The sequence below is a fragment of the Ancylobacter pratisalsi genome (assembly GCF_010669125.1).
GTDB lineage: Bacteria > Pseudomonadota > Alphaproteobacteria > Rhizobiales > Xanthobacteraceae > Ancylobacter > Ancylobacter pratisalsi.
On record NZ_CP048630.1, the window covers coordinates 3676285 to 3698965 of the forward strand.

Genomic DNA, 22681 nt, shown 5'->3' on the forward strand with positions numbered 1-22681 from the left:
ACATGATCCCCACCGATGCCGCCCCTAATCACGACACGATCCTCATCATCGATTTTGGTTCGCAGGTGACGCAGCTGATCGCACGGCGGGTCCGGGAAGCAGGGGTCTACTGTGAGATCCATCCCTTCCAGAGCGCGGCCGAAGCCTTCGAGAAGCTGAAGCCGAAGGGAGTTATCCTCTCCGGTGGCCCGGCTTCGGTGACGACGGAAGGAAGCCCGCGCGCCCCGCAGGCGGTGTTTGAATCCGGCGTTCCCATTCTCGCCATCTGCTATGGCCAGCAGACCGCGGCACTGCAGCTGGGTGGGGTGGTCGAGGGCGGACATGCCGCCGAATTCGGCCGCGCGGACATCGAGATCAAGCATCCCAGCCCCCTGTTTGAGGGGTTCTGGGAGGTGGGCCAGCGCTATCCGGTATGGATGAGCCATGGCGACCGCGTGACGGTTTTACCCGAAGGCTTTGTGGTCGCCGGCACGTCCGAGAATGCCCCGTTCGCCATTGCCCTCAATGAAGAGCGGCGCATCTACACGACCATGTTCCATCCCGAAGTGGTGCACACGCCTGACGGCGGCAAATTGCTCGCCAACTTCGTGCACAACATTGTCGGGCTCAAATCCGACTGGAGCATGAAGGCCTATCGCGAGGAGGCCATCCGCCGCATCCGCGAGCAGGTCGGCGACGAGAAGGTGATCTGTGGCCTGTCGGGGGGCGTTGATTCCTCGGTGGCGGCGGTGCTGATCCACGAGGCGATCGGCGACCAGCTCACCTGCGTGTTCGTCGACCACGGCCTGTTGCGCCTTGGCGAGGCGGAGAAGGTCGTCACCCTGTTCCGCGACGCCTATAATATCCCGCTGGTGCACGTCGAAGCCGAGGAGTTGTTCCTGACAGCGCTTGAGGGCGTCACCGACCCGGAAGTGAAGCGAAAGACCATCGGCAAGCTGTTCATCGATGTGTTCGAGGACGAGGCCCGGAAGATCGGCGGCGCGGCCTTCCTTGCCCAGGGCACGCTCTACCCGGATGTCATCGAGAGTGTCAGCTTCACGGGCGGCCCTTCGGTGACGATCAAAAGCCACCACAATGTCGGTGGCCTGCCCGAGCGGATGAACATGAAGCTCGTCGAGCCGTTGCGCGAGCTCTTCAAAGACGAGGTTCGTGCCCTCGGCCGCGAGCTCGGCCTGCCGGAGGTGTTTGTCGGCCGTCATCCCTTCCCGGGACCGGGCCTTGCCATTCGCTGCCCTGGCGAGATTACCCGCGAGAAGCTCGACATCCTGCGTCTTGCTGACGAGATCTACCTGGAAGAGATCCGCCGCCATGGGCTCTATGACAAGATCTGGCAGGCGTTTGCCGTGATACTGCCGGTAAAGACCGTCGGCGTCATGGGCGACTATCGCACCTACGACTATGTCGTCGGCCTGCGCGCCGTGACCTCGGTGGACGGCATGACGGCGGATTTCTATCCGTTCGACATGACCTTCCTCGGCCGCGTCGCGACCCGTATCGTCAACGAGGTGAAGGGCGTCAATCGCGTGGTCTACGACGTAACCTCGAAGCCTCCTGGCACGATCGAGTGGGAATGATTCAGACCTATCCGAACGCCGCCGAATTTACGCTGAAGTACGATCTAACAAACTGAAAACAAAAATAAATTTCTTCTGTGCCTATCGACATCTATCGGTGGGCATAGATCGCATTCGGCGGCCCCGCTGACGGGCCTTGCCCCCATTGATCAACCGGAAAAACGAAAGTACCGTCAGGAGCAATGAGGCTCATGACGGTACTTTTTTTGATATAAGACGCTGAATTATAATCGCTTTCTACGCCATAGGCCTCCAAAAACCGCGTGACGGTACTTTTCCGCAAGGAGGCCCGAAATGTTGACCGATGCAGCACTCAAGTGCTTGAAACCAAAAGCCAAAATGTACAAGGTATCTGATCGTGACGGCATGTATGTGCGCGTTGCACCGTCGGGCGCCATCTCGTTCAGGCTCGACTATCGGCTGAACGGCAGGCGGGAGACCGTCTATCTCGGTAGGTATGCCCGTGACGGGATATCGCTCGCCAGGGCTCGCGAGTTATGCATCGACGCGCGGCGCGCGATCGCCGAAGGGCGGTCCCCCGCCATCGAGAAGCAGCGGGAGAAGCGCCGGATCAAGGAAGCAAAGAGCTTCGGCCAGTTCGGCGAGAAATGGCTGACCAACGCGACCATGGCTGATAGCACCCGCGCGATGCGCCGCTCCATCTTTGAGCGCGAACTCATGCCCGTCTGGCGGAATCGTCTCCTGACAGAGATCACTCCCGATGATCTGCGCGCTCACTGCGGCAAGATCGTCGAACGGGGAGCGCCAGCGACCGCCATCCATGTGCGGGATATCCTGAAGCAAATCTACGGCTTCGCCATTCTGCACGGCGAGAAGGTCGCCAACCCGGCCGATGACGTCGGTCCGGCCTCGATCGCGACCTTCACGCCGAAGGACCGCGCACTTTCGCCCGCCGAGATTCGCATCATGTTCAAACAGCTCGAGCATGTCGCGACATTGCCGACGATCCGCCTCGGCATGAAACTTTTCCTCCTCACCATGGTCCGGAAGAGCGAGTTGCAGGATGCAGTGTGGGACGAGATCGATTTCGACAACGCCGTCTGGACCATCCCGAAGGAGCGCATGAAGCGGTCGAAGCCGCACAACGTCTACCTGTGCCGACAGACGTTGGATATCATGATCGCGCTCAAGACCTGCTCTGGGAACTCTCGATACCTGTTGCCGTCCCGGTACGACGCGGACGCGCCGATGTCGCGCGCGACCTTTAATCGGGTCACCTATGCCGTCGTCGAACAGGCCAAGAAGGAGGGGCTGCCGCTGGAGCCTTTCACGGTCCATGATCTGCGGCGGACGGGCTCGACGCTGCTAAATGAGCTGGGCTTTAACAGCGACTGGATCGAAAAGTGCCTGGCGCACGAGGACGGGCGCTCATCGCGCGGCGTTTACAACAAGGCCGAGTATGAGGTGCAGCGCCGGCATATGATGCAGCAGTGGGCGGATACCGTGGATGCCTGGATCGACGGTCGGAAGCACGCCCCAACGCTTCTGCCGACAGCTATGCCTGTGATGGAGCTTGATCCCGCCCTTTGATCGGTCGGGTCTTGCGCTTGGTGACGTCGGGGTGCTGTGCTCGACGGATCGGGGCAGTCCGCCGCGCCGTCAGCCAGGCCTCGACCTCGGCGAGGTCCCAAACAATACACCGTGGTGAGAGCGCGAACCGACGGGGAAATTCACCACGCTGCTCCATTTCATAAATCGTGCTGTCAGCCATCGGCACCATCTCGCGCAACTGGTGGCGCCGGATTGTTCGCCTGATTTGGGGAGCTTCGGTCTTCGGCATTCTCAATCTCCTTCGTTGCTGAGGCGATTGAGAACGATAGATGTCGGTACCGGAAGCCCCCTCGAACTGCCCTGCGGCATTTTCGGGCTATAGCGTACACATCGGCGGGTTCTTCCTGACTGCTAGGTGCAGCATAGGGACGAATAGGGTCTGATGGACAAGCTCGAAACGTGTGCAGCCCGCCACGTGGGGACGCATTCAGTAAACGCGACTCCCTTCAAAATCCGGTTCCGCAAGGAGTGTCGGTTCGATTCCGACCACCCGTACCATCCTTCAAAATCTGGCCGAAACTCAGCGAGCTGGCGCAGCAGAGCGGCTATGGGCGTCGTCCGACATCGACGGAGACCCAATGCCGCGTCATGAATTCTACTTGCCGGTAAAGCGTGAGCTCGCGATGCGAGCGGCGCATTTCTGTTCAAACCCACAATGCCTTCGGTTGACCGCGGGGCCTCGATCAGGCGGGGAGCGCGGCCTGGGAACCGGGCATGCGGCGCATATCTGCGCGGCGGCCGAGGGCGGTCCGCGGTACGATCGAGACCAGAGCGAAACTGCACGCCGGTCGGCGGCCAACGGACTTTGGCTTTGCCGCGAGTGCGGCGACATGGTCGACAAGGACATCGGAGGCTTCCGGGCGGAGCAGTTGCGGGCTTGGAAGCAAGACCACGAGACCATGATCGCCGAAGTACGCCAACATGGCTGGTCGAGCAGCATTGAGTTGCTGCGATCAGGCCAGATGGCGCCCGGCCTAGCGCGAGAGATCATCGCCCTAATTGAGGACCGCCGAACCTTCTGGGCCAGGTTCGACGCTGAATTCCCTGACCGGGTGCGGATGTCTATTGAGGGCTTCCGGCATGATCTCACACGCCTCCGTCGCGATTGCGCCGCCGGCAGTCCGCTCGACGTAGTGATCGTCGCGCTCGGGCAGACAGTTCGGCATTTCTTCGATACGGTCGAACGGTTCGACCTCACCACTTTGCGATGCGACAGTGGCGACCCCGATTGGCGTGCTTTCGAAGCGGCGCTCAGAGCGCTCCGAAAGTCGATCGGCTATCAGACCGCTGCGTTGGCGGATTCATACGCCATCCCCATGCAGGGTGAGTACGCAGGCTATTTGCCCCGGATCTCGGAATAAGCGCTAGCCTCGTCGGTCGACTGAGTATGGCCTCTGTCGAGGCCTCACGTCCGAGCGAACTGCGCACCCTGTCGCAGCGTGTAGTCGGGAAGCTGAAGTAAGCTATGCACCCGCCGCGATTGTTCGCCGTGCGACCCGGCACTTTCCGATGACTGCAGCGCGAGCAGCGCTTGGTTGCGCGCGTCGAGTTCTTCTGACGTACGCGGCAACAGGAAACCGCCGCCGCCGCCGGCCAATGCCTGGTTAGCTTCGACGAACGGCCGCGTAATTTGTTCGTACGCCGTAAAGGCTTCGGCTGGATCCGCATGGGTCGCCAGTTCTCCGGCAAGTACATAGGCGCCGACCAGCGCCAGGCTTGAGCCCTGTCCCGACAGGAAAGATGCTGCATAGGCGGCGTCGCCGACCAGCGCCACGCGGCCCGAGGACCAGCGCGGCATATGAATCTGGCTCACCGTGTCGAAGTAAAGATCGTCCGAACACTGCATTGCCTCGACTAGGCGGGGGACTTCCCAGCCGCCCGGGGCGAACACTTCGGCTGTCCGTTGGCGTTGCTTGTCGATGTCGGGGTCCGAAAGGAAAGGGGGCTCGATGCTGGCGAAGGTCAAAAAGGCGTGGAGCGTGTCGCTGTCGCCGACCGCGTATACTCCCGCCATGCGGCCCGGTTCGGCAAAGGTGACGCCTTCGTGCGACAGACCGAGGTCGTTGGGCACTGAGAAGAGATTGAAGCAAAAGCCGAGATAGTGGCTGAACCTCGCTTCCGGCCCGAACACCAGCGCGCGCGTGTTCGAATGCAGGCCATCTGCGCCAACGACTACGTCGAACCGGCCTTGAGCGCCGCTCTTGAAGCGGACGTCTACCCCAGCGCCGTCATCGTCCAGCGTGTCGATGGAGTCATTGAATCGATAGCGGATCGTCGTGTCGCGCGTCAGAACATACAGGGACGAGGTCAGTGCGCCGCGCGGCAACTCAATGTCATGACCGGACACGCCGCCGGTCAAGGCTTCTGGCCTGATGACGCCGATCGGTGCGCCGACCGCATCCACGAAGGTCAATTTCTGCGCGTTGATATGGGCCGCCTGGAGTTGTGGAATCAGACCCATACGCTGGACGACGTCGATCGCGGTGCCCCGCACGTCGATCGGATAACCACCGCTGCGGACAGCATCGGCGCGCTCAACCACGGTGACATCGAAGCCATATTGGTTGAGCCAGTAAGCAAGGGCCGGCCCAGCGATACTCGCGCCGGAGATCAGCACGGTCCTGCGGGACAACTTGGAAGCGATCGTAGCGAGCATCTTAGCCACCTTCCTTTTAAGATACACAATCGTATCTAACGTCTCGCGCGCGCTCCGGTCAATAGGATGCATTGTTGCATCTTGTGGCGGGGCGATGAGGTAACCCCGGGCGAAGTCGCGAAGCGGCTAAGGAAAAATGCTAACGATACAGCTCTGTCCGGCTTCAGGGGGAAGCCATTTTAAAGCCCTAACAAATCAGCCCTCTGCCTTGGCGGCAGCCAGTGGCAGGAATATTGTGTCTATAATCTCTACAATCAGCGCGCTCGAAACAGGCTTGTGCGTCATGATCAATTCGTGGCGGAAAAGGTCGAGAGGCAGGGATGATATCCGCGGTGTCATTTTGCCTTGATCGAGCTCTCCCCGGTCAACTCCGCGCTGCAGCACCTCTCGCAGTTTGCTACCGTCTGCCAATTTCCTCTGAAGATCGACCAGGCTTGAATTGGTCTCGACGAAGTAGTCGTTCATTGAAAAGAGGACCTTCGCCATAGTCCTCGTGCCACGCTCGGAGAGTTTTTGAAAGAGAACCATCAGCTCGGCCCGGACATTTCCGAGATCCGGCACGTCGATAGGATTGTTTTTGTTGTAGTGTCCAATGGCGGCGACGGCCAGATCAGGCCGGCTCGGCCATCGGCGCGCCAAAACAGGACGACTTGTGCCCGCCCGCTTGGCCACACCTTCCATCGTGAAGCTGGTATATCCATGGTCCAACAGTTCCGCCCAGGCTGCGCAGAGGATCGCTTCCTCGAGCGCGCGTCCGCGTCGCCTCCCACCTTCGTTAATATCCATGCGCCTTTCCATTAAGATGCACCTATGATTCTTATTGACGTCGACGCCGCCAACATATAGGAATCATAAATGCATCTTATTTAATCGGGAAGCAATATGTCCGCTCATCCCACATCTTCCATAAAACCGGAGGGCTGCAGGCCCAAGGTGGCGATACTCGACGACTACGCCCGCGTTGCCCTCGACCTCGCCGACTGGTCGTTTGTCCAGAACAGGGCGGACATAACGGTTTTTGACCGTCACTTCTCCGAGGACGAGGCCGTCGAGGCGCTGCAATCGTTCGACGTGGTTTGTACGCTGCGCGAGCGCATGGCTTTTCCGCGCACCCTGATCGAGCGGCTGCCGAACCTGAAGCTGATCACAATCGTTGGCATGAGCCTGCCGAACCTAGACTTGGCCGCCGCTAGCGAACGAGGCATCCTGGTGGTCCACCCGGACTTCGCCAATCCTGCATTCGCCGCCGCGGGCACCGGGGTCCCGGAGTTGGCATGGGGGTTGTTGATGGCGACCGTGCGCAATCTGGCCGAGGAACATCGACGCATGCGCGAGGGCGGGTGGCAGGCCGCCGCAGGCATTACGCTGCACGGCAAGACACTCGGCCTTCTCGGTCTCGGCAGGCTCGGCAAACGCATGGCCGAATACGCCAAAATGTTCGGGATGGACGTCATTGCCTGGAGCCAGAACCTAACCGAAGAGACTGCGGCAGCGGTCGATGTGCGCCGGGTCGAGAAGGAGGCTCTCTTCAGAGAATCCGACGTGATCTCGATCGGCCTGGTGCTGTCGGAACGCACGCAAGGTCTCGTTGCCGGACCCGAGTTGGCCCTGATGAAGCCAAGCGCCTATTTGATTAACATCTCCAGGGGCCCGATCGTTGATGAGGCGGCTCTGATCGCCGCGCTCAACACCGGACAGATCGCCGGAGCGGGCCTGGACGTTTATGACGTCGAACCGCCCCCGGCCGATTATCCGTTGCGGTCTGTACCGAATGTTACGCTGTCTCCGCACCTTGGATACGTCACCCGCGAACTCCTCGCCGTGATCTATCTCGAAACCGCAAACGGCGTGGCGGCGTGGCTGGATGGAAACCCTGTTCGGATCGTGAACCGCGACGCACTGCAGTTCTAAAACTTCAGTAGGAGAGACCGTCTTGGCGGATTTCCGGATTCCGGCCTCGCTCCATCGTCAGAAGTGGAGCGTCCGGTAAGGGGCGCTGTCGTCGCACGCATTGGGCCGCCACGCGCTTCAACAATCTTGCTGCGCTGCGGCACTCGCCTGTGGTGGCCATCCCGGCCCCAGGACTCGAGAAGGGGCCGTAGAGATGTATACAAAGTCCTTTGGTGGCCCCGAGCCCGCGATTAAAATATTGTCGGCCGCTTGGTTCTCACCTGCGCTCGCGACCCGCATGGTCGCGATCAGGCTACTGAACGCGGGACCGAAAGTTTCCGGATTGCGGTGATTTGTGCCCGATCTCGCGCTAGATCTCCGCTATTTGCGATATGCGATTATTGCCGCCGAGCATGGCAGCTTTCGGCGTGCCGCCGAAGCTCTCAACGTCTCCCAGTCAACCGTAAGTCGGCGGATACAGATTCTTGAGCGGAGACTCGGGGCGCCGCTGTTCGTACGGTTGCGGACGGGTATCCGACCGACACGGTCAGGAGAACGATTCTTGCGCGAAGCGGCAACTGGCGCAGACCATCTCAGGCAGGCGGCGCAAGCGATAGCAGCAGTTAAACACGGTGGCGCTGGCGACATTCGCGTCGGTCTAGTCGCCTCGTTGGCGCAAGGTTTTTTGGCCACTTTGTTGGCCGAGTATCACCGTCGATTTCCGTCGGTCACCGTTGAGATTGATGACGAAGCCTCCGAGACCAATGTGGCTGGTGTCCTTAATGGGCGCCTTGACGTCGCCTTCGTCACCGGGATCGCCAGCGTGCCAAGGTGCAGCAGTTGTCACCTATGGGACGAGCGAATCTATATTGCGGTCCCCTCATCTCACAAACTCGCGGCGGAGAAACAGATATCGTGGTCCCAAGTCCGAAACGAAGTCTTTCTAGTTAGCGCCGGAGGCCCCGGACCAGAGATCGAGAACTATCTCATCTCAAAGTTGTCGGGTTTAGGATTTCGGCCGCGTATTCATCTCCAAAGGGTTGGCCGCGACAACCTTGTTAACTTGGTTGCGTGTGGCTTCGGAGTGACCCTAACGACCGAGTCGACGCGAGGGACGGGTTACAGGGGAGTTGCTTTTATTCCCGTGGAAGGCGCTTCGGAGATCGTCTCATCGAGTGTGCTTTGGAGAGATGCAAATGACAACCCGGCCCTGAAAGGGTTGCTCGATCTAAGTAGAGAACTGCGATCTACGCGGAGTCCTCGGCCGACAGTCGTCGGGCGCGGATGAACGCCCGATCTGTGGCAATGAATCGCTCCAGCATCGGTGGGATGAGGCGCGTCGCATCTCCAACAGGTTGCCCGGTTTCATTTGCATGAATTTTGGCATACGCGATCAGATCGCGATGCAGCGCTGCCGGTAACTCTAGTGTGACTTTGACCGGCTTGTCATTCGCGATCGGACCAAGCTTCAACTTTGCCATCACAATCCTTTGTAGGGTTCGAGCACCAGGTCACGGGTGACGATCACACGCACGGGAAAGCCCGGTCGGATCGTCAAGGTCGGCGCGACGTTGAGCTGGCGCCGGACGATCTGCTGGCCTGCGTCGTTTATCGTGTCCTGCCCGCCGTTGCGGATCGCGCCGACAAGCCGATCGTCATCGTTTGTGGCCAGCTCTGCGCCGACGCTGAGCAAGGTTGAGAGCCCGGCTGCCTTTGCCAGATCCCACCAATGATAGTCGACGCCGTCCTGGAGGCCGGCGAACCCCTCAGCATCCGCGCCTGGCTGGCGCTCGAGAACGATCGAGCGTCCATTCGGAAAGATCAGGCGGTTCCAGACCAGCAGCACACGGCTCTGCCCGAACTGCAGGCTGTTGTCATACTGGCCAATGACGCGCGTGCCCTGTGGCACGAGGAGGACGCGGCCGGTCGGGCTGTCGTAGATGTTCTCGGTCACCTGCGCCGTGATTTGGCCTGGCAGGTCGGACCTGATGCCGGTGATCAGCGCGGCCGATATGACCGCGCCGGCCTGGAGGATGTTCGGCGACGCCGGCGCGGTGACACGATCGGCGGCGACCGTGCGGCGATCGGGGGCTGCGTTGAGGAAGGCGTTCTGGCGATCCTGCGCTGAGGGCGTCGCTGGCGGAGGTGCGAGGCCAAGGCTTGCCAGATCGGGCGCCGGCGGCGGTGCAACGGTGGGCGCTGCGACTGAGGCGCCAGCGCGTGTCTCGGTGCCCGAGAACAGCCGGCTGGTCCGGGCCGTTTCGATCTCCTGTAGCCTGCGCTGCTCTTCCGGACTGATGCCCGGATTGGGGGTGGCGATGCGAGGGGCTGGAACGGCCTGACCTCGCTCCTGCGCGCCGACGATTGGGCGGCCGAGATCGCCCGGCAGGGGCGGTCCGAGGCGAGGCACGCCGCTGTAGTCGCGCGGCAATCCGGCGAGCCCATCGGCGGTCGAGCGATTGTCCGTCGAATAGAGTTCCTCGTTCGGGCGGGCGCCATCGCGGGTCTGAAGCGCATAGACGAGAGCACCGCCGAGCCCGACGCTGGCGACGAGGCCGATTCCCGCGAGGACTTTACGCGATAGTCGGGTGACACGCGGCGGCTCGGCGCGCAGCCGCATCGGTGCGGCGCTGGCCGGCTCGCCGGTTAAGGGTTGCGTATCGTCGGCCGGCGTGTGCTCGTTCGGGGGCTCGTTCTCGCTCACGACGCCGGCCTCCCGTCGGTGCGGGTGATGCGGACGCGCTTCTGGCGATCGCCGGAGCCGTAGCGCAGCTCGGCGGCGGCGAAGAGCCGGTCGACGATCATATGGTTGCCGCGGACCCGGTAGTTCACCAGCTCGGAGGTGTTACCCTCGGGTCCGACGACGAACAGCGGCGGCATCTCGCCCTGGCCGATCCCGCGGGGAAACTCGATGAAGACCTGACGCCCGTCGTCGAAGGCGCGCAGCGGTCGCCACGGCGCACGGTCGCCGTCGATGGCATAGCGGAAATTGACGTTGGCGAGATCGACGCCGCTCGCCACCGGCTGGGCGGCCTGCGCCTCGGCGTTCTGTCGGCGCAGCGCCATGAGCTGGTCCTGCGGGTACTGCCACGAGACCGACGCCATATAGGTCCGCTCCGTCGAGCGAAGCTCCATATGATAGGTGCGCAGGTTGGTGTTGATGACGAGGTTCGTCATCAGTTCGGCGCGCGTGGGTTTCACGAGGATATGGATCCGGCGGGTTGCGCCCGATCCGCTCTCGGTGTCGCCGATAATCCAGCGAACGGTGTCGCCCGCGGCAACGGGACCGGAGCCGACGAGCTGCTCGCCCGGCTGCAGCGCGATGTCGGTGATCTGGCCGACGGCGGTATAGACTTGGTAGAGCGCTCCTTGCGTGAACGGATAGACCTGCATCGAGTTGATGAAGCCGTCGCGCACCGGCTGGATTCGAGCGGCGGCATTGGCTTGGTTCACTCTTGCCGTGGGATCGGCAGGCTCCGGCGTGCGCCGGGACGGCTCGACGCGTTGCAACTGGCCTGGCAGCGGCAGTGGCCGCGGCAGCTCGACCACGGTGACGGGCGCGGGTGGATCGACGGTCTGCACCGCTGGCGCTGCGTTATCGTAGGAGATTTCCGGCGGCGGATTGGTGGTAGCACAGCCGGCGAGCGCGGACGTCGCCAGCAGCATAAACGGCAATACGCATCTGCGCAGAGCCGGGGATACGATGATGCGCGGAGCCGGGTTTCCGGCTTTACGGAAAGACGGCTTCATTGCCCAAGCTCCCGTGACCAGTTGATGGCGTTGACATAGATGCCGAGCGGGTTCGCCCTCAGTCGGTCGGCATTGCCCGGAATTTGCACCACGATCGTCAGGATCGCGGTCCAGCGCGTGGTCTCGGCGAGCTGGCCGTTCTCATAGCGGCGCTCGACCCAGGCGACGCGGAAGCTGTCGGGGGACGCGCGAATGACGCTGGAGACGTCGACCGCGATCTGCTGGCGGCCGACCTTCGCAAACGGGTCGTTCGACCGAGCGTAATCGTTCAGGGCCATGGCGCCGCGATCGGTCGTGAAGTCATAGGCGCGCAGCCAATTCTGACGCACGATAATCGCGTCTGCCGGGATGGAGCGGACCTGCTCGATGAACCGCGCGAGGTGGAAGGCGATTTGCGGATCGGTCGGCCGGTAGTCCGCGACGGCAGGCGCGACGGCCTGCGCCTGGCCGAGCCGATCGACCTGCACCACCCACGGCACGATCGTTCCCCGCGCCGACTGCACGACGAGCGCGGTGGCGAATCCGGCCGACAGGATCAGCGAGCCGAACGCCATCAGCCGCCAGTTCTTCGCCTGAACACGCGAGGCGCCGATCCGCTCATCCCAGACCTGGGCAGCGCGTTGATAGGGTGTCTCCGGCTCAGAAACTTTGCCGTAGTGGGTGGTTGGTCGTTTGAACATCAGCGATCGCCTTCGGAAAGGTTGACGGAGGAGCCGCCGCCGTGGGCGTCGCCGGAGCGGACGGCATGGGCCGTGGCCTGGACGGCATGGGTCATGTGTTGGGAGCGGCGCATCCGCTGGGCCCAGGCCGGCGGACCGCCGACGGTTGGGGAACCGGTGGCGGCGGCGTCACCGGCCGCGTCGCCGCCGATCGAGCCAGCGGTGGAAGTGCCGCCCGTCGCCTCGAAGGCGGCCTTGCCGCCAGCATTGAAGCTGGAGCGCATGCTTTCGGCGGCGCGCGAGGCAGCGCGGCGCAGTGGTGAGACGGCGGCGCTACCGCCGGCACGGGCGACCCCGCCAAGGCCGGACGCGACACCCGACGCACCGGACTGGCCGGCTGCGCCGAGGCTGTAGGCGGTGGACGCGCCGCCAGCGATCGCAGCACCGCCGCGAGCGGCGGCGGCGGCGCCACCCGCCAGCGCAGCACCACCGGAGGCGGCGGCGCCGACGGCGCCAGCGCCGAGCGCGACCATGCCGCCCGCGGCGATGCCCGTGCCAACCGCTGCGCCGGCGCTGAGCTGCGGGCCGCCGGAAACGAGACCACTGGCGATGCCGGGACCGAAGATGCCGAGGCCGAGCAGCGACAGCGCGGCGAGTACGATCGCCATCGCTTCGTCGATTGTGGGGGTTGCCCCGCCGAAGCCGGATGTGAACTCCGAGAAGAGGGTCGAGCCGATGCCGATGATGACGGCAAGCACCAAAACCTTGATGCCGGAAGAGATGACGTTGCCGAGCACGCGTTCGGCCATGAAGGCCGATTTCCCGAATAGGCCGAACGGGATCAGCACGAAGCCCGCGAGCGTCGTCAGTTTGAATTCGATGAGCGTGACGAAGAGCTGGATGGCGAGGATGAAGAAGGCGAGCAGGACCAGCGCCCAGGCGAGGAACATGCAGGCGATCTGGATGAAGTTCTCGAAGAACGACCAGTAGCCCATCAGGCCAGAGATCGACTCCAAGAGCGGCCGGCCGGCGTCGAGACCGGTTTGCGCCACCTTGCCGGGGCGCAAGAGATCGGCCGTGGTGAAGCTGGTGCCGCTGGCTTTTAATCCCAGGCCGGCGAAGCTCTCGAAGACGATGCGTGCCAGGTTGTTCCAGTTGCCGATGATGTAGGCGAAGACGCCGACGAACAGCGTCTTCTTCACCAGGCGAGCCATGATGTCGTCGTCGGCGCCCCAGCTCCAGAAGAGTGCGGCCAGCGTCACGTCGATGACGATCAGGGTCGTGGCGATGAAGGCGACTTCGCCGCTGAGCAACCCAAAGCCGCTATCGATGTAACGGGTGAAGACCTCAAGGAAATGGTCGATGACGCCGGTGCCGCCCATGATGTTATCTCGCTTCGTCGAGCTGCGGCGGCGCGATCGGCGCGGCGGGCTCCACGGCCGGCTGATCGGTGCGGCCCGGTTGGGGAGTGGCGTCGTTTCGCGGCGCTGGCGGCATGTCCGGCAGTCGCTCGGCAGGTCGCGCGCCGGGCGCGAGGAAGCGGTTGCGGTTTTCGGCCCAGGCCCGCAGGCAGGCCGGATCGCGCGGCCCGGCTTCGCCGAGCGCCTGGCAGCGGATCAGCTCGTCGCGCAGCGGATCGGCCTGAGTGACCGTGGCGCGGCCAGACGGCCAGGCCTCTGGCCCTTCCTCTTTCCGGGTCATCTCGATCGCGGTCGCGGTTATCGCAACCGCGACGAACACAACGGCGCCAAACCGGGCGAGCATCTTGCCGTCCATGGCCGAGCCTCAGTTGTCGTTCGGGAACATGCGGGCGTTGCCCGGCTGGTAGCCGCTGCCCGGCGTCAGGAAGCGACGGCGCTGCTCGCGACCTTGCTCGGCCGCGGCCGCGCGCTCGGCCTCGGACAGGCTCTGCGCGCGACCGTTTGCGGCGACCACAGCCGTCAAGTCCGCGAGCTGCTGCGCTTGCAGGGCGAGAAGCTGATTGCCCGCCTGTGTCGCCTGCAGCGCGCCGGTGGCGCCCTGGCTCTGGCCGACCAGCGCCGACATCTGGGTCCGGTTCGTGTCGATGTTGCCGACGACGCCGGCCTGGACGCGCATCGCGTCCTGCAGGCCGCCGACGGTATTCTGCCAGCGCTCGCGCGCGCCGGCGACGAGCTGCTGGTCCGAGGCGGACATCGAGGCGTTGCTGTATGTCGTCTGAAACGCACGGTCGATCTGCTGGACGTTGAGGGCGATGCCCTGCGCCTGGGCCAGAAGTTGCTGCGTCCGCTGGACGGACTGCTGGAGTTGCTGAAGCGAGGAGTATGGCAGGCTGGCGAGGTTGCGGGCCTGATTGATCAGCATAGTAGCTTCGTTCTGAAGCTGGGTGATCTGCTGATTGACCTGCTGGAGTGTGCGCGCCGCCGTCAGGACGTTCTGGGCATAGTTGGTCGGATCGTAGACGATCCACTGCGCGGCTGCGGGCGGCGCGAAAATCGGCGACAGCGCGAGCGGCGTAGCGAGGAGCGCGGCGGTCAGATGCAGCGCACGCGAGCGGGAACGAACGGAACAAGTCATGGGCGTGCCTCCGGATCGGTTTGGGGGGTGACGTTGGTGAGGTCGGCGATGAGGTCGGCGGCCCAGGCAAGCCGGTTTTCGGCGAGCCACTCCGCGAGGAACCCGTCCGTGCCGCTGCGGGCGTGAACGTCCGCAATCAGCGCCTGATGCTGCTTCGATGATGCGGCGCAAAGCGCGAGCGCTACGTCCGACAGGCCCAGCTCGAACAGCCGGTTGCCGCGCCGGGATTGGCAGTAATAGTCGCGCTTTGGCATCGCCCGCGCGAGGATCTCGATCTGGCGATCGTTGAGCCCGAAGCGGCGATAGATAGCCGTGATCTGCGGCTCGATCGCGCGCTCGTTCGGGAGCAAGATGCGGGTCTGGCAGCTTTCGATGATGGCCGGCGCGATCGCCGAGCCGTCAATATCCGAGAGCGACTGGGTGGCGAAGATGACGCTGGCGTTCTTCTTACGCAGCGTCTTCAACCATTCGCGGAGTTGCCCGGCGAAACCCTCGTCGTCCAGCGCGAGCCAGCCTTCGTCGACGATCAGCAGTGTCGGTCGCCCGTCGAGGCGATCCTCGATACGGTGGAAGAGATAGGCGAGCACAGCGGCAGCCGCGCCAGTGCCGATCAGTCCTTCGGTCTCGAAGACCTGAACATTGGCTTCGCCCAGATGCTCGGCCTCGGCGTCGAGCAGACGGCCGTAGGGACCGCCGACGCAATAGGGTCGGAGCGCCTGCTTGAGATCGTTGGATTGCAGCAACACGGACAATCCCGTCAGCGTGCGCTCGGCGACGGGTGCCGACGCCAGTGACGAAAGCGCCGACCACAGGTGCTCCTTCACCTCGGGCGTGACGGGAATGCTCTCGCGCCTCAGAATCGCGACAAGCCAGTCGGAGGCCCAGACGCGCTCGGCGACGTCGTCGATCCGGGCTAGCGGCTGAAGTGAATCGCTGTCGTCGGCGCCTTCGGTGAGGCCGCCGCCGAGATCATGCCAGTCGCCACGCATGGCGAGCGCGGCGGCGCGGATCGATCCGCCGAAGTCGAAGGCGAAGACTTGGGACTGCGGATAGCGCCGGAACTGCAGCGCCATGAGCGCCAGCAGCACCGACTTGCCAGCGCCGGTCGGCCCGACGATCAGCGTATGGCCGACGTCGCCGACATGGATGGAAAGCCGGAACGGGGTCGAGCCTTCGGTCTTGCCGAACAGCAGTGGGGGTGCTGCAAAATGCTCGTCCCGTTCCGGTCCCGCCCACACCGCCGATAGCGGGATCATGTGGGCGAGATTCAATGTGTTGATCGGAGGTTGGCGGACATTGGCGTAGACATGGCCGGGCAGCGAGCCGAGCCAGGCGTCCACCGCGTTGATCGTCTCGGGCATCCCGGTGAAGTCGCGGCCCTGGATGACTTTCTCGACCATCCGCAGCTTCTCGGCGGCGATACGGGGATCATCGTCCCAGACAGTGATCGTCGCGGTCACATAAGCCTGGCCGGCATAATCGGCGCCCAGCTCCTGCAACGCCATATCGGCGTCGGCCGCCTTGTTGGCGGCATCGGTATCGACCAGCGCCGAGGCCTCGTTGGTCATCACCTCCTTGAGGATTGCGGCAATCGACTTGCGCTTGGCGAACCATTGCCGCCGGATCTTGGTCAGCAGCTTGGTGGCGTCGGTCTTGTCGAGGAGGACTGCCCTGGTCGACCAGCGGTACGGAAAGGCCAGCCGGTTCAGCTCGTCGAGGATGCCTGGCGTTGTCGCGGTCGGAAAGCCGACAATGGTGAGGATGCGCAGGTGGGTATCGCCGAGCCGGGGCTCCAGCCCGCCGGTGAGCGGCTGATCGGCGAGCAGCGCATCGAGATACATCGGCGTTTCGGGTACCCGGACGCGATGCCGCTTCGTCGAGACGGTCGAATGCAGATAAGTCAGCGTCTCGCCGTCATCGAGCCAGGCGCATTCCGGCATGAAGGCGTCGATGAGCTGGAGGATGCGATCGGTGCGGTCGGCGAAGCCGCGCAGGATCTCGCGCGCATCGACTCCAGCATGATCCCGGCCCTCATAGAGCCAGGTCTCGGCCCGCGCGGCATCCTCGGCCGGCGGCAGATAGAGGAAGGTCAGGAAGTAGCTGGACTCGAAATGCGCGCCGGCCTCTTCGAAATCTGCCTTGCGTTCCGCGTCGACCAGGCCGGATGCGCTGTCGGCGAACATGCTGGCCGGATAGGTCGCGGCGCCATGGCGCTGCGCTTCGACGAAGATGGCCCAGCCGGAGCCGAGGCGACGGAAGGCGTTGTTGAGCCGGCCGGCGACGGCGACCAGCTCGGCCGGCACGGCGCTGTCGAGGTCGGGGCCGCGGAAGCGCGCGGTGCGCTGCAGGCTGCCGTCTTTGTTCAGCACGATGCCTTCGCCGACCAGCGCCACCCAGGGCAGGAAGTCGGCGAGCCGCGTATTGCGGTTGCGATATTCGGCGAGGTTCATCATCGGCGTCGCTCCTCAAACGGACAGGTGGCCGGGGATGCGCAGATGCTTGCGCACGACGTCGACGAACTGCGGATCGCGTTTGGCAGCCCAAACCGCCGCGAAATGCCCGACAGCCCAGAGGCCGAGGCCGACCAGCCAGAGGCGCAGGCCCAGGCCGAACGCGGCTGCCAGCGTACCGTTGAGGATGGCGAGCGAGCGCGGAGCGCCGCCGAGCAGGATATGCTCGGTCAGCGCCCGATGGACCGGGACCGAGAAGCCCGGCAGCTCGCCGCCATGATCCGCGCCGTCGGCCATCAGACGAGCGCTCCGCCGCCGAACGAGAAGAACGACAGGAAGAAGCTCGACGCGGCGAAGGCGATCGACAGGCCGAAGACGATCTGGATCAAACGTCGCGCGCCGCCCGAGGTGTCGCCGAAGGCGAGCGTTAGGCCGGTGATGATGATGATCATCACCGCGATGATCTTGGCGACCGGCCCCTCGATCGATTCGAGGATCGATTGCAGCGGTGCCTCCCAGGGCATCGACGAGCCGGAGGCGTGGGCGGCCGGCGCGAGCGCCAGCGTGAGAAAACTGACGGACACCGCCGTGGCGATATGGCGGCGGATGCGCAAAGCATGCTGGATCATGACGGGTCTCCTGTGAGGGGCTGTCTTGCGGGGGTGACGCGGTAGTCGCCGTCGGGGCCGAGACCCTCGATGCGGGCGAGTTCGGCGAGCCGGCGCGAGGCGCCGCGGCCGGAGAGCACGGCGACGAGATCGATCGTTTCGGCGATCAGCGCGCGCGGGACGGTGACGACGGCTTCCTGGATGAGCTGCTCCATCCGACGCAGCGCGCCGATGGCGGTGCCAGCGTGGATAGTGCCGACGCCGCCGGGGTGGCCGGTGCCCCAGGCCTTCAACAGATCGAGCGCCTCGGCGCCGCGCACCTCTCCAATCGGGATGCGGTCGGGGCGCAGGCGAAGCGAAGAGCGAACCAGATCGGAGAGCGAGGCGACGCCGTCCTTGGTTCGCATCGCGACCAGATTTGGCGCGGCGCATTGCAGCTCGCGCATATCCTCGATCAGCACGACGCGGTCGGAGGTCTTCGAGACCTCGGCTAGCAGCGCATTGGTAAGCGTGGTCTTGCCGGTCGACGTCCCGCCAGCGACCAGGATGTTGCGACGATCGGCGACGGCCTGGCGCAGCGTCTCGGCCTGACTGGCCGCCACGATCCCGGCGGCGACGTAATCGTCGAGCGTGAAGACGGCGACGGCGGGCTTGCGGATCGCGAAGGCCGGCGCGGACACCACGGGAGGCAACAGCCCCTCGAACCGCTCTCCCGTCTCGGGCAGCTCGGCCGAGACACGCGGGGCGCCGGGATGAACCTCCGCGCCGACATGATGGGCGACCAGACGGATGATCCGCTCGCCGTCCGACGGCGACAGCAGCTCACCCGTATCGGAAAGTCCTTCGGAAAGCCGGTCGACCCAGAGTCGCCCATCGGGGTTGAGCATCACCTCGACGATCGCGGGGTCTTCCAGAAACCGGGCAATCGCCGGCCCGAGGGCCGTGCGCAGCATGCGCGCGCCGCGAAGGATCGCCTCCGATTTCTGGTGAGTGGCCGCCACGTCGTCCCCGTTCTCTTGCGGGACCGCGACATGCGGCCCTGGATCGGGGATGAGTAGAAGAGGCAGAAATCATAGCCTGACAACAACCATAATGTGGTCGTCGTAACGTGGCGTACAATGACAGGGAAACGGCGGAGTTGCTGTTATCGGAGAAACCTCACAGGGGGACTACTCGACCTGGCGCGGGGAATTCACATCGAGCCTTCGAAGTGACCGCTTGCGACCCCATGTCAGTCGTCTCAGGTTTATTATTTCGTGCCCGAAAGCAGTCATAGCTGCGGGCACCGTAGTATCAAATTAGCCCTATCTGGTGCGGTCATGCGCAGTGGCGATGAACGTAAGCCATATGTCGTCCCTGACCGGGGATTCTATGATCTTCCGACGGGCGTAACGAACAAATCGAGCTCTTCGAAAGCCTCGGCAAGGCACTGGTCCAGGGGTCGGGCGGCATTGGCAAACCACAGGTCGAGCGCGTGTCCCAAGACGGCCAAGCCCGCTTGGGCTGCAAAGGCCGCGCGCGCTGGTGCAATGCCCCGTTTCTGCAAAGCGCCTGCTACAACGCCGGCCAAGGCGGCATGCTTGGCCACTTCGCGCTCTATCAAAGCTGGATTGGCGGCGATGATATGCTGGCGCGGCTCGGAGAAGCGCCGGTTGTCCTCGAGCAATGGCGTCACATCGGCGAAGGCGCGGCGAAGCACTGCGATCTGCGGTAGGTCCGCCGGTGCCTGACGGATCGACTCGGTCAAGGCCGCGCTCAAGATCTCCTGCCCGACGAACAGCACCTCCCGTTTGTCGGGAAAGTGCCGGAAAAAAGTACGCTCGGTCACCCCCGCCCGTGCGGCGATCTGCGCCGCCGTGGTTTGGTCGAAGCCATTCTGCGTGAACAGCTCCAGGGCAGCGATTATCATGCGGTGACGGGCGTCTTCAGAATTGCGTGGCATCTTTCTCATATAGAGGTATTGTCAGTCACTGTCATCTTCTCTATATGTCAGTCACTGACATATACATTGGAAGACACTTATGCGCGTTTTCATTACCGGCGGTACTGGCGTCATCGGCTCGGCCGTCATCGCCGAACTGCTCACCCACAATCATGCTGTCCTCGCCTTGGCCCGCTCCGAGGCCTCCGCCGACGCCGCGCGCAAGGCTGGCGCCGAGCCAATCGCCGGTGCCCTAACCGACCTCGGCGTCCTGCGCGCCGGCGCCGCGCAGGCGGATGGCGTGATCCACCTGGCCTTCAGCAATGATTTCAGCAGCCCGGAAGCTCTGGCCCGCGGCGTTGCCGAGGAGACTGCGGCGCTGACCGCACTCGGCGAGGCCCTGATCGGCAGTCGTCGCCCTCTGGTCACCGTCTCCGGTACGCCCTGGATCGCGGGCCGCGCCTCGACCGAAGCCGATCCGCTGCCGCTTGATGGTCCGGTGGGTGGTCGCGGCCGCACGGTCAATGCCATTCTCGGCCTCGCCGAGCAGGGCGTACGCAGTTCGTCCATCCGCCTGCCCCGCACCGTGCACAACAACGGCAACGGCGGCTTTGCCGGCCTCCTGACCAACATCGCCCGCCAATCCGGCGTCTCCGGCTATCCCGGTAATGGCACCCAGCGCTGGCCGGCGGTGCACGCGCTCGACGCCGCAGTCCTGTTCCGCCTGGCGCTGGAACATGCCGAAGCCGGCACCGCATGGCATGCTGTAGCCGACGAGGGCGACGCGGTGCGCGACATTGCCAGTGTCATTGGCCGCCGCCTCGGGCTGCCGGTGCAGTCGGTGGCCCCGGAAACCTATGGCCCGCTCGGCCCCATCTTTGCCGCCGACCAGCCCGCCTCCAGCGCTCATACGCGCCAGGAGTTGGGATGGACCCCGACGCATCCAAGCCTCCTCGCCGATCTCGAAAACCTCCAGCCCTAGCGGCAATAAAGGTCGGTTTCGAGCCCCCCGCCGAGGGGGCACACGCACAACCGCCTTCGATAAAGATCGTTCTGAACGGCAGCTGTTGCCGACTGCCGTTCGGAAACCTGCCAATCCCTATCCACCCCGATTATGCCGTTGCCGGCCCGGCAGTCGTAACGTCAGCAATCACGCCATTTCGGACGTATGCCCCTGAGTGCAAAATCCTGAAAGCTGCCATTTAGCCCTTGCGAACGACATTGGGTTTTTCGCCCATTCCGGTCGTTCAGGGCGCCTTGGCGACTGCCCGACAGCTGCTTGTCCGTTTAGGCCGCCGCAGCATCATCTTCGGTGGCGGTGAATGGACGGCTTTCCATTGGCAAGGATTTTTTGAGCTTGGCCGTTGCTGGTTGGTGCGGCCATGCATTCGACCCACAGGTTCTCAGCTTCAGCGGAGCAGAAGATCGATGGCGACCTTCAGTCTCGCCAGATATTCGTCAGGGCTGCTGACCTGGTGCTTGAGACCGATCGATGTGCTGATCATGGTCTGCGCGAGCGCGTCAGCCAACTCTCGGTCGGCCTTGTTGGCCCCTTCGGCGATGGCGGATGTAATCAGCTCTGAGAAATGCTTCGGCCATCGCTCGACGATGTCACCGAGGAGCTCCGGGTTGTCGGCGATCACCGCAGAGATATCCTGCGTGATCGGACCGATATACCGGCCGGCCCATCGGCCGAAGCCATCCACAAGTCGGTCCTGTATGGGACGGTCCGAGTTCGCAAGTATTCGCTCCACCTCGGCAACGTCCCCTTCCAGCGCATGCGATACGGCGGCTCGAAACAGTTCCTCCTTGGAGGCGAAGAGAAAATAGAGACCGGGTCGCGAGATACGTGCCGCCCGGGCAACCTGCTCCAATGAGGCCTTTCGGTATCCGAACCGAGAAAAGATAACGAGCGCGGACTCCAGGACCGCAATGCGCCGGTCTCCGCCGGCCGCTGCCGGTCTGTGGCGTTGGATGCTATCGCTGCTCATTGCTCAAAGACCCCTTTTTCGACGTACTTTACAACATTTGTTTATCTTGTATAGTGAGGTATGACTTTTTCCCATCTGATCACAACGTCGTTTACAGCCGCCAGTACCGCCGATGACGTGCTCTCGGGGACCACACTGAGAGGCCTACGCGCGATTGTTACTGGCGGCTCCTCGGGGATTGGCACCGAAACCGCCCGCGCCTTGGCAACGGCCGGCGCGGAGGTGACCCTAGCGGTCCGCAACACGGAAGCGGGTAATGCCGCCGCCGAGGCGATTTCAAGGTCGACCGGCGCCATCCGGCCGCGCGTCATGCGTCTGGACCTCACGGACAGGACTTCCATCACCGAGTTTATCGAGAGTTGGGACGGTGCGCTTCACCTCTTGGTCAACAATGCGGGCGTCGTCACGAGCGGCCTCGAACGCTCCGCGGAAGGGTGGGAATTACAGTTTGCGACGAACCATCTCGGTCACTTCCGTCTGGCCGTCGGACTGCACGACGCCTTGGCGCGCGGCGCCGTCGAACGCGATGGCGCCAGGATTGTCTCGCTGAGTTCCACGGCTCACATGCGGTCAGGGGTCGATTTCGACGATTTGCACTTCGAGCGTCGCGCCTACGATCCCCAGATCGCCTACGCCCAATCCAAGACCGCCAACTCATTGTTCGCCGTGGAAGCTACTCGCCGCTGGGCAGCCGACGGGATCGTCACGAACACCGTCAACCCCGGCGGGGTCGCTACCGGACTCCAGCGCAACTTTTCGCAAAAGCAAAGGGAGTCATTGAACGCCGCCGAGGCCGCCGGCGTCTTCAAGTACAAGACGGTCGAACAGGGCGCGGCCACAAGCGTTTTGGCCGCCATAGCCCCGGAGCTTGCTCACACTGGTGGCCACTACCTTGATGATTGCCGCGAGGCCTACACCGTCTGGAATGATGCAGCACTTGCCGAGCATCCCCACGGTGTGAAGGAATGGGCACTCGACCCCGCACTCGCAGAGCGTCTGTGGCAGGTTTCGGGCGAACTTATCGGCCGTTAGCCGTTTCAACACGTCCAGCTTG

23 protein-coding genes are annotated in these 22681 nt (G+C 63.6%); 7 read left to right on the plus strand and 16 right to left on the minus strand.

Features of this window, described 5'->3' with window-relative positions:
• Positions 1-2 precede the first annotated feature (2 nt).
• Together guaA and G3A50_RS17230 are read left to right on the plus strand one after the other, a co-directional pair.
• Positions 3-1574 carry a glutamine-hydrolyzing GMP synthase gene (gene guaA, locus G3A50_RS17225; protein ID WP_163077784.1) on the plus strand — a complete coding sequence of 524 codons (1572 nt, stop codon included), beginning with the start codon at positions 3-5 and terminating at the stop codon, positions 1572-1574.
• 294 nt (positions 1575-1868) lie between these two features.
• The gene (locus G3A50_RS17230) at positions 1869-3125 is read left to right on the plus strand and encodes a tyrosine-type recombinase/integrase (RefSeq protein WP_137859462.1); all 1257 of its coding nucleotides are present in this window, start codon (positions 1869-1871) and stop codon (positions 3123-3125) included.
• On the opposite strand, the gene G3A50_RS17235 is transcribed toward G3A50_RS17230, so the two are convergent.
• Positions 3091-3375, minus strand: a complete 285-nt coding sequence (locus G3A50_RS17235) for a helix-turn-helix transcriptional regulator (protein ID WP_163076402.1) — start codon at positions 3373-3375, stop codon at positions 3091-3093. The genes G3A50_RS17230 and G3A50_RS17235 overlap by 35 nt on opposite strands.
• 601 nt (positions 3376-3976) lie before the next feature.
• Here G3A50_RS17235 and G3A50_RS17240 point away from each other — a divergent pair.
• Positions 3977-4507 (plus strand): hypothetical protein, encoded by a 531-nt coding sequence (locus G3A50_RS17240; protein ID WP_210255160.1) that lies wholly within the window; start codon positions 3977-3979, stop codon positions 4505-4507.
• A 44-nt stretch (positions 4508-4551) separates the two neighbouring features.
• Here G3A50_RS17240 and G3A50_RS17245 read toward each other — a convergent pair whose 3' ends face one another.
• Both G3A50_RS17245 and G3A50_RS17250 read right to left on the minus strand, forming a co-directional pair.
• A complete protein-coding gene (locus G3A50_RS17245) occupies positions 4552-5802 on the minus strand; it encodes an FAD-dependent monooxygenase (RefSeq protein WP_163076404.1) in 1251 nt (416 codons plus the stop codon).
• Between the two features lie 195 nt (positions 5803-5997).
• Complete coding sequence (locus tag G3A50_RS17250; protein WP_163076405.1) at positions 5998-6588, minus strand: TetR/AcrR family transcriptional regulator; 591 nt, start codon at positions 6586-6588, stop codon at positions 5998-6000.
• A gap of 147 nt (positions 6589-6735) precedes the next feature.
• On the opposite strand from G3A50_RS17250, the gene G3A50_RS17255 reads away from it, so the two are divergent.
• Entirely contained in the window at positions 6736-7713 is a 978-nt protein-coding gene (locus G3A50_RS17255; RefSeq protein WP_246251811.1) for a D-2-hydroxyacid dehydrogenase family protein, read from the plus strand.
• A gap of 334 nt (positions 7714-8047) precedes the next feature.
• Positions 8048-8980 carry a LysR family transcriptional regulator gene (locus G3A50_RS17260; protein WP_163076407.1) on the plus strand — a complete coding sequence of 311 codons (933 nt, stop codon included), beginning with the start codon at positions 8048-8050 and terminating at the stop codon, positions 8978-8980.
• Here the strand turns inward: G3A50_RS17260 and G3A50_RS17265 are convergent.
• From G3A50_RS17265 to G3A50_RS17320, 12 genes are all read right to left on the minus strand, one after another.
• Entirely contained in the window at positions 8940-9173 is a 234-nt protein-coding gene (locus G3A50_RS17265; RefSeq protein ID WP_163076408.1) for a DUF2274 domain-containing protein, read from the minus strand. The genes G3A50_RS17260 and G3A50_RS17265 overlap by 41 nt on opposite strands.
• On the minus strand, positions 9173-10396 hold the full coding sequence (locus G3A50_RS17270; RefSeq protein ID WP_163076409.1) for a TraB/TrbI/VirB10 family type IV secretion system protein: 1224 nt from the start codon (positions 10394-10396) through the stop codon (positions 9173-9175). The genes G3A50_RS17265 and G3A50_RS17270 overlap by 1 nt, the downstream gene beginning before the upstream one ends.
• On the minus strand, positions 10393-11442 hold the full coding sequence (trbG, locus tag G3A50_RS17275; RefSeq protein ID WP_163076410.1) for a P-type conjugative transfer protein TrbG: 1050 nt from the start codon (positions 11440-11442) through the stop codon (positions 10393-10395). The genes G3A50_RS17270 and trbG overlap by 4 nt, the downstream gene beginning before the upstream one ends.
• The gene (gene trbF, locus G3A50_RS17280) at positions 11439-12122 is read right to left on the minus strand and encodes a conjugal transfer protein TrbF (RefSeq protein WP_163076411.1); all 684 of its coding nucleotides are present in this window, start codon (positions 12120-12122) and stop codon (positions 11439-11441) included. The genes trbG and trbF overlap by 4 nt, the downstream gene beginning before the upstream one ends.
• Positions 12122-13483, minus strand: coding sequence for a P-type conjugative transfer protein TrbL (trbL, locus tag G3A50_RS17285; protein ID WP_163076412.1), 1362 nt, complete (start codon positions 13481-13483; stop codon positions 12122-12124). Before trbL ends, trbF begins: the two co-directional genes overlap by 1 nt.
• Before the next feature lie 4 nt (positions 13484-13487).
• Positions 13488-13877 (minus strand): putative entry exclusion protein TrbK-alt, encoded by a 390-nt coding sequence (gene trbK-alt / locus G3A50_RS17290; protein WP_163076413.1) that lies wholly within the window; start codon positions 13875-13877, stop codon positions 13488-13490.
• Positions 13878-13886: 9 nt separating this feature from the next.
• Positions 13887-14657 carry a P-type conjugative transfer protein TrbJ gene (gene trbJ / locus G3A50_RS17295; RefSeq protein ID WP_163076414.1) on the minus strand — a complete coding sequence of 257 codons (771 nt, stop codon included), beginning with the start codon at positions 14655-14657 and terminating at the stop codon, positions 13887-13889.
• Positions 14654-17110, minus strand: a complete 2457-nt coding sequence (gene trbE, locus G3A50_RS17300; protein WP_163076415.1) for a conjugal transfer protein TrbE — start codon at positions 17108-17110, stop codon at positions 14654-14656. The genes trbJ and trbE overlap by 4 nt, the downstream gene beginning before the upstream one ends.
• 12 nt (positions 17111-17122) lie before the next feature.
• Positions 17123-17404: a VirB3 family type IV secretion system protein gene (locus G3A50_RS17305; RefSeq protein ID WP_163076416.1), complete on the minus strand. Its 282-nt coding sequence runs from the start codon at positions 17402-17404 to the stop codon at positions 17123-17125.
• Positions 17404-17736, minus strand: coding sequence for a TrbC/VirB2 family type IV secretion system protein (locus tag G3A50_RS17310; RefSeq protein ID WP_099555744.1), 333 nt, complete (start codon positions 17734-17736; stop codon positions 17404-17406). Before G3A50_RS17310 ends, G3A50_RS17305 begins: the two co-directional genes overlap by 1 nt.
• On the minus strand, positions 17733-18716 hold the full coding sequence (trbB, locus tag G3A50_RS17315; RefSeq protein WP_163076417.1) for a P-type conjugative transfer ATPase TrbB: 984 nt from the start codon (positions 18714-18716) through the stop codon (positions 17733-17735). The genes G3A50_RS17310 and trbB overlap by 4 nt, the downstream gene beginning before the upstream one ends.
• 368 nt (positions 18717-19084) lie before the next feature.
• Positions 19085-19624, minus strand: a complete 540-nt coding sequence (locus G3A50_RS17320) for a TetR family transcriptional regulator (RefSeq protein ID WP_210255161.1) — start codon at positions 19622-19624, stop codon at positions 19085-19087.
• Between the two features lie 112 nt (positions 19625-19736).
• Here G3A50_RS17320 and G3A50_RS17325 point away from each other — a divergent pair, with 112 nt between their 5' ends.
• Positions 19737-20618 (plus strand): SDR family oxidoreductase, encoded by an 882-nt coding sequence (locus G3A50_RS17325; RefSeq protein WP_163076419.1) that lies wholly within the window; start codon positions 19737-19739, stop codon positions 20616-20618.
• 427 nt (positions 20619-21045) lie between these two features.
• On the opposite strand, the gene G3A50_RS17330 is transcribed toward G3A50_RS17325, so the two are convergent.
• Positions 21046-21627, minus strand: coding sequence for a TetR/AcrR family transcriptional regulator (locus tag G3A50_RS17330; RefSeq protein WP_163076420.1), 582 nt, complete (start codon positions 21625-21627; stop codon positions 21046-21048).
• 60 nt (positions 21628-21687) lie between these two features.
• Between G3A50_RS17330 and G3A50_RS17335 the strand changes: the two genes are divergently transcribed.
• Positions 21688-22659 carry an SDR family NAD(P)-dependent oxidoreductase gene (locus G3A50_RS17335; protein WP_163076421.1) on the plus strand — a complete coding sequence of 324 codons (972 nt, stop codon included), beginning with the start codon at positions 21688-21690 and terminating at the stop codon, positions 22657-22659.
• Positions 22660-22681 lie beyond the last annotated feature (22 nt).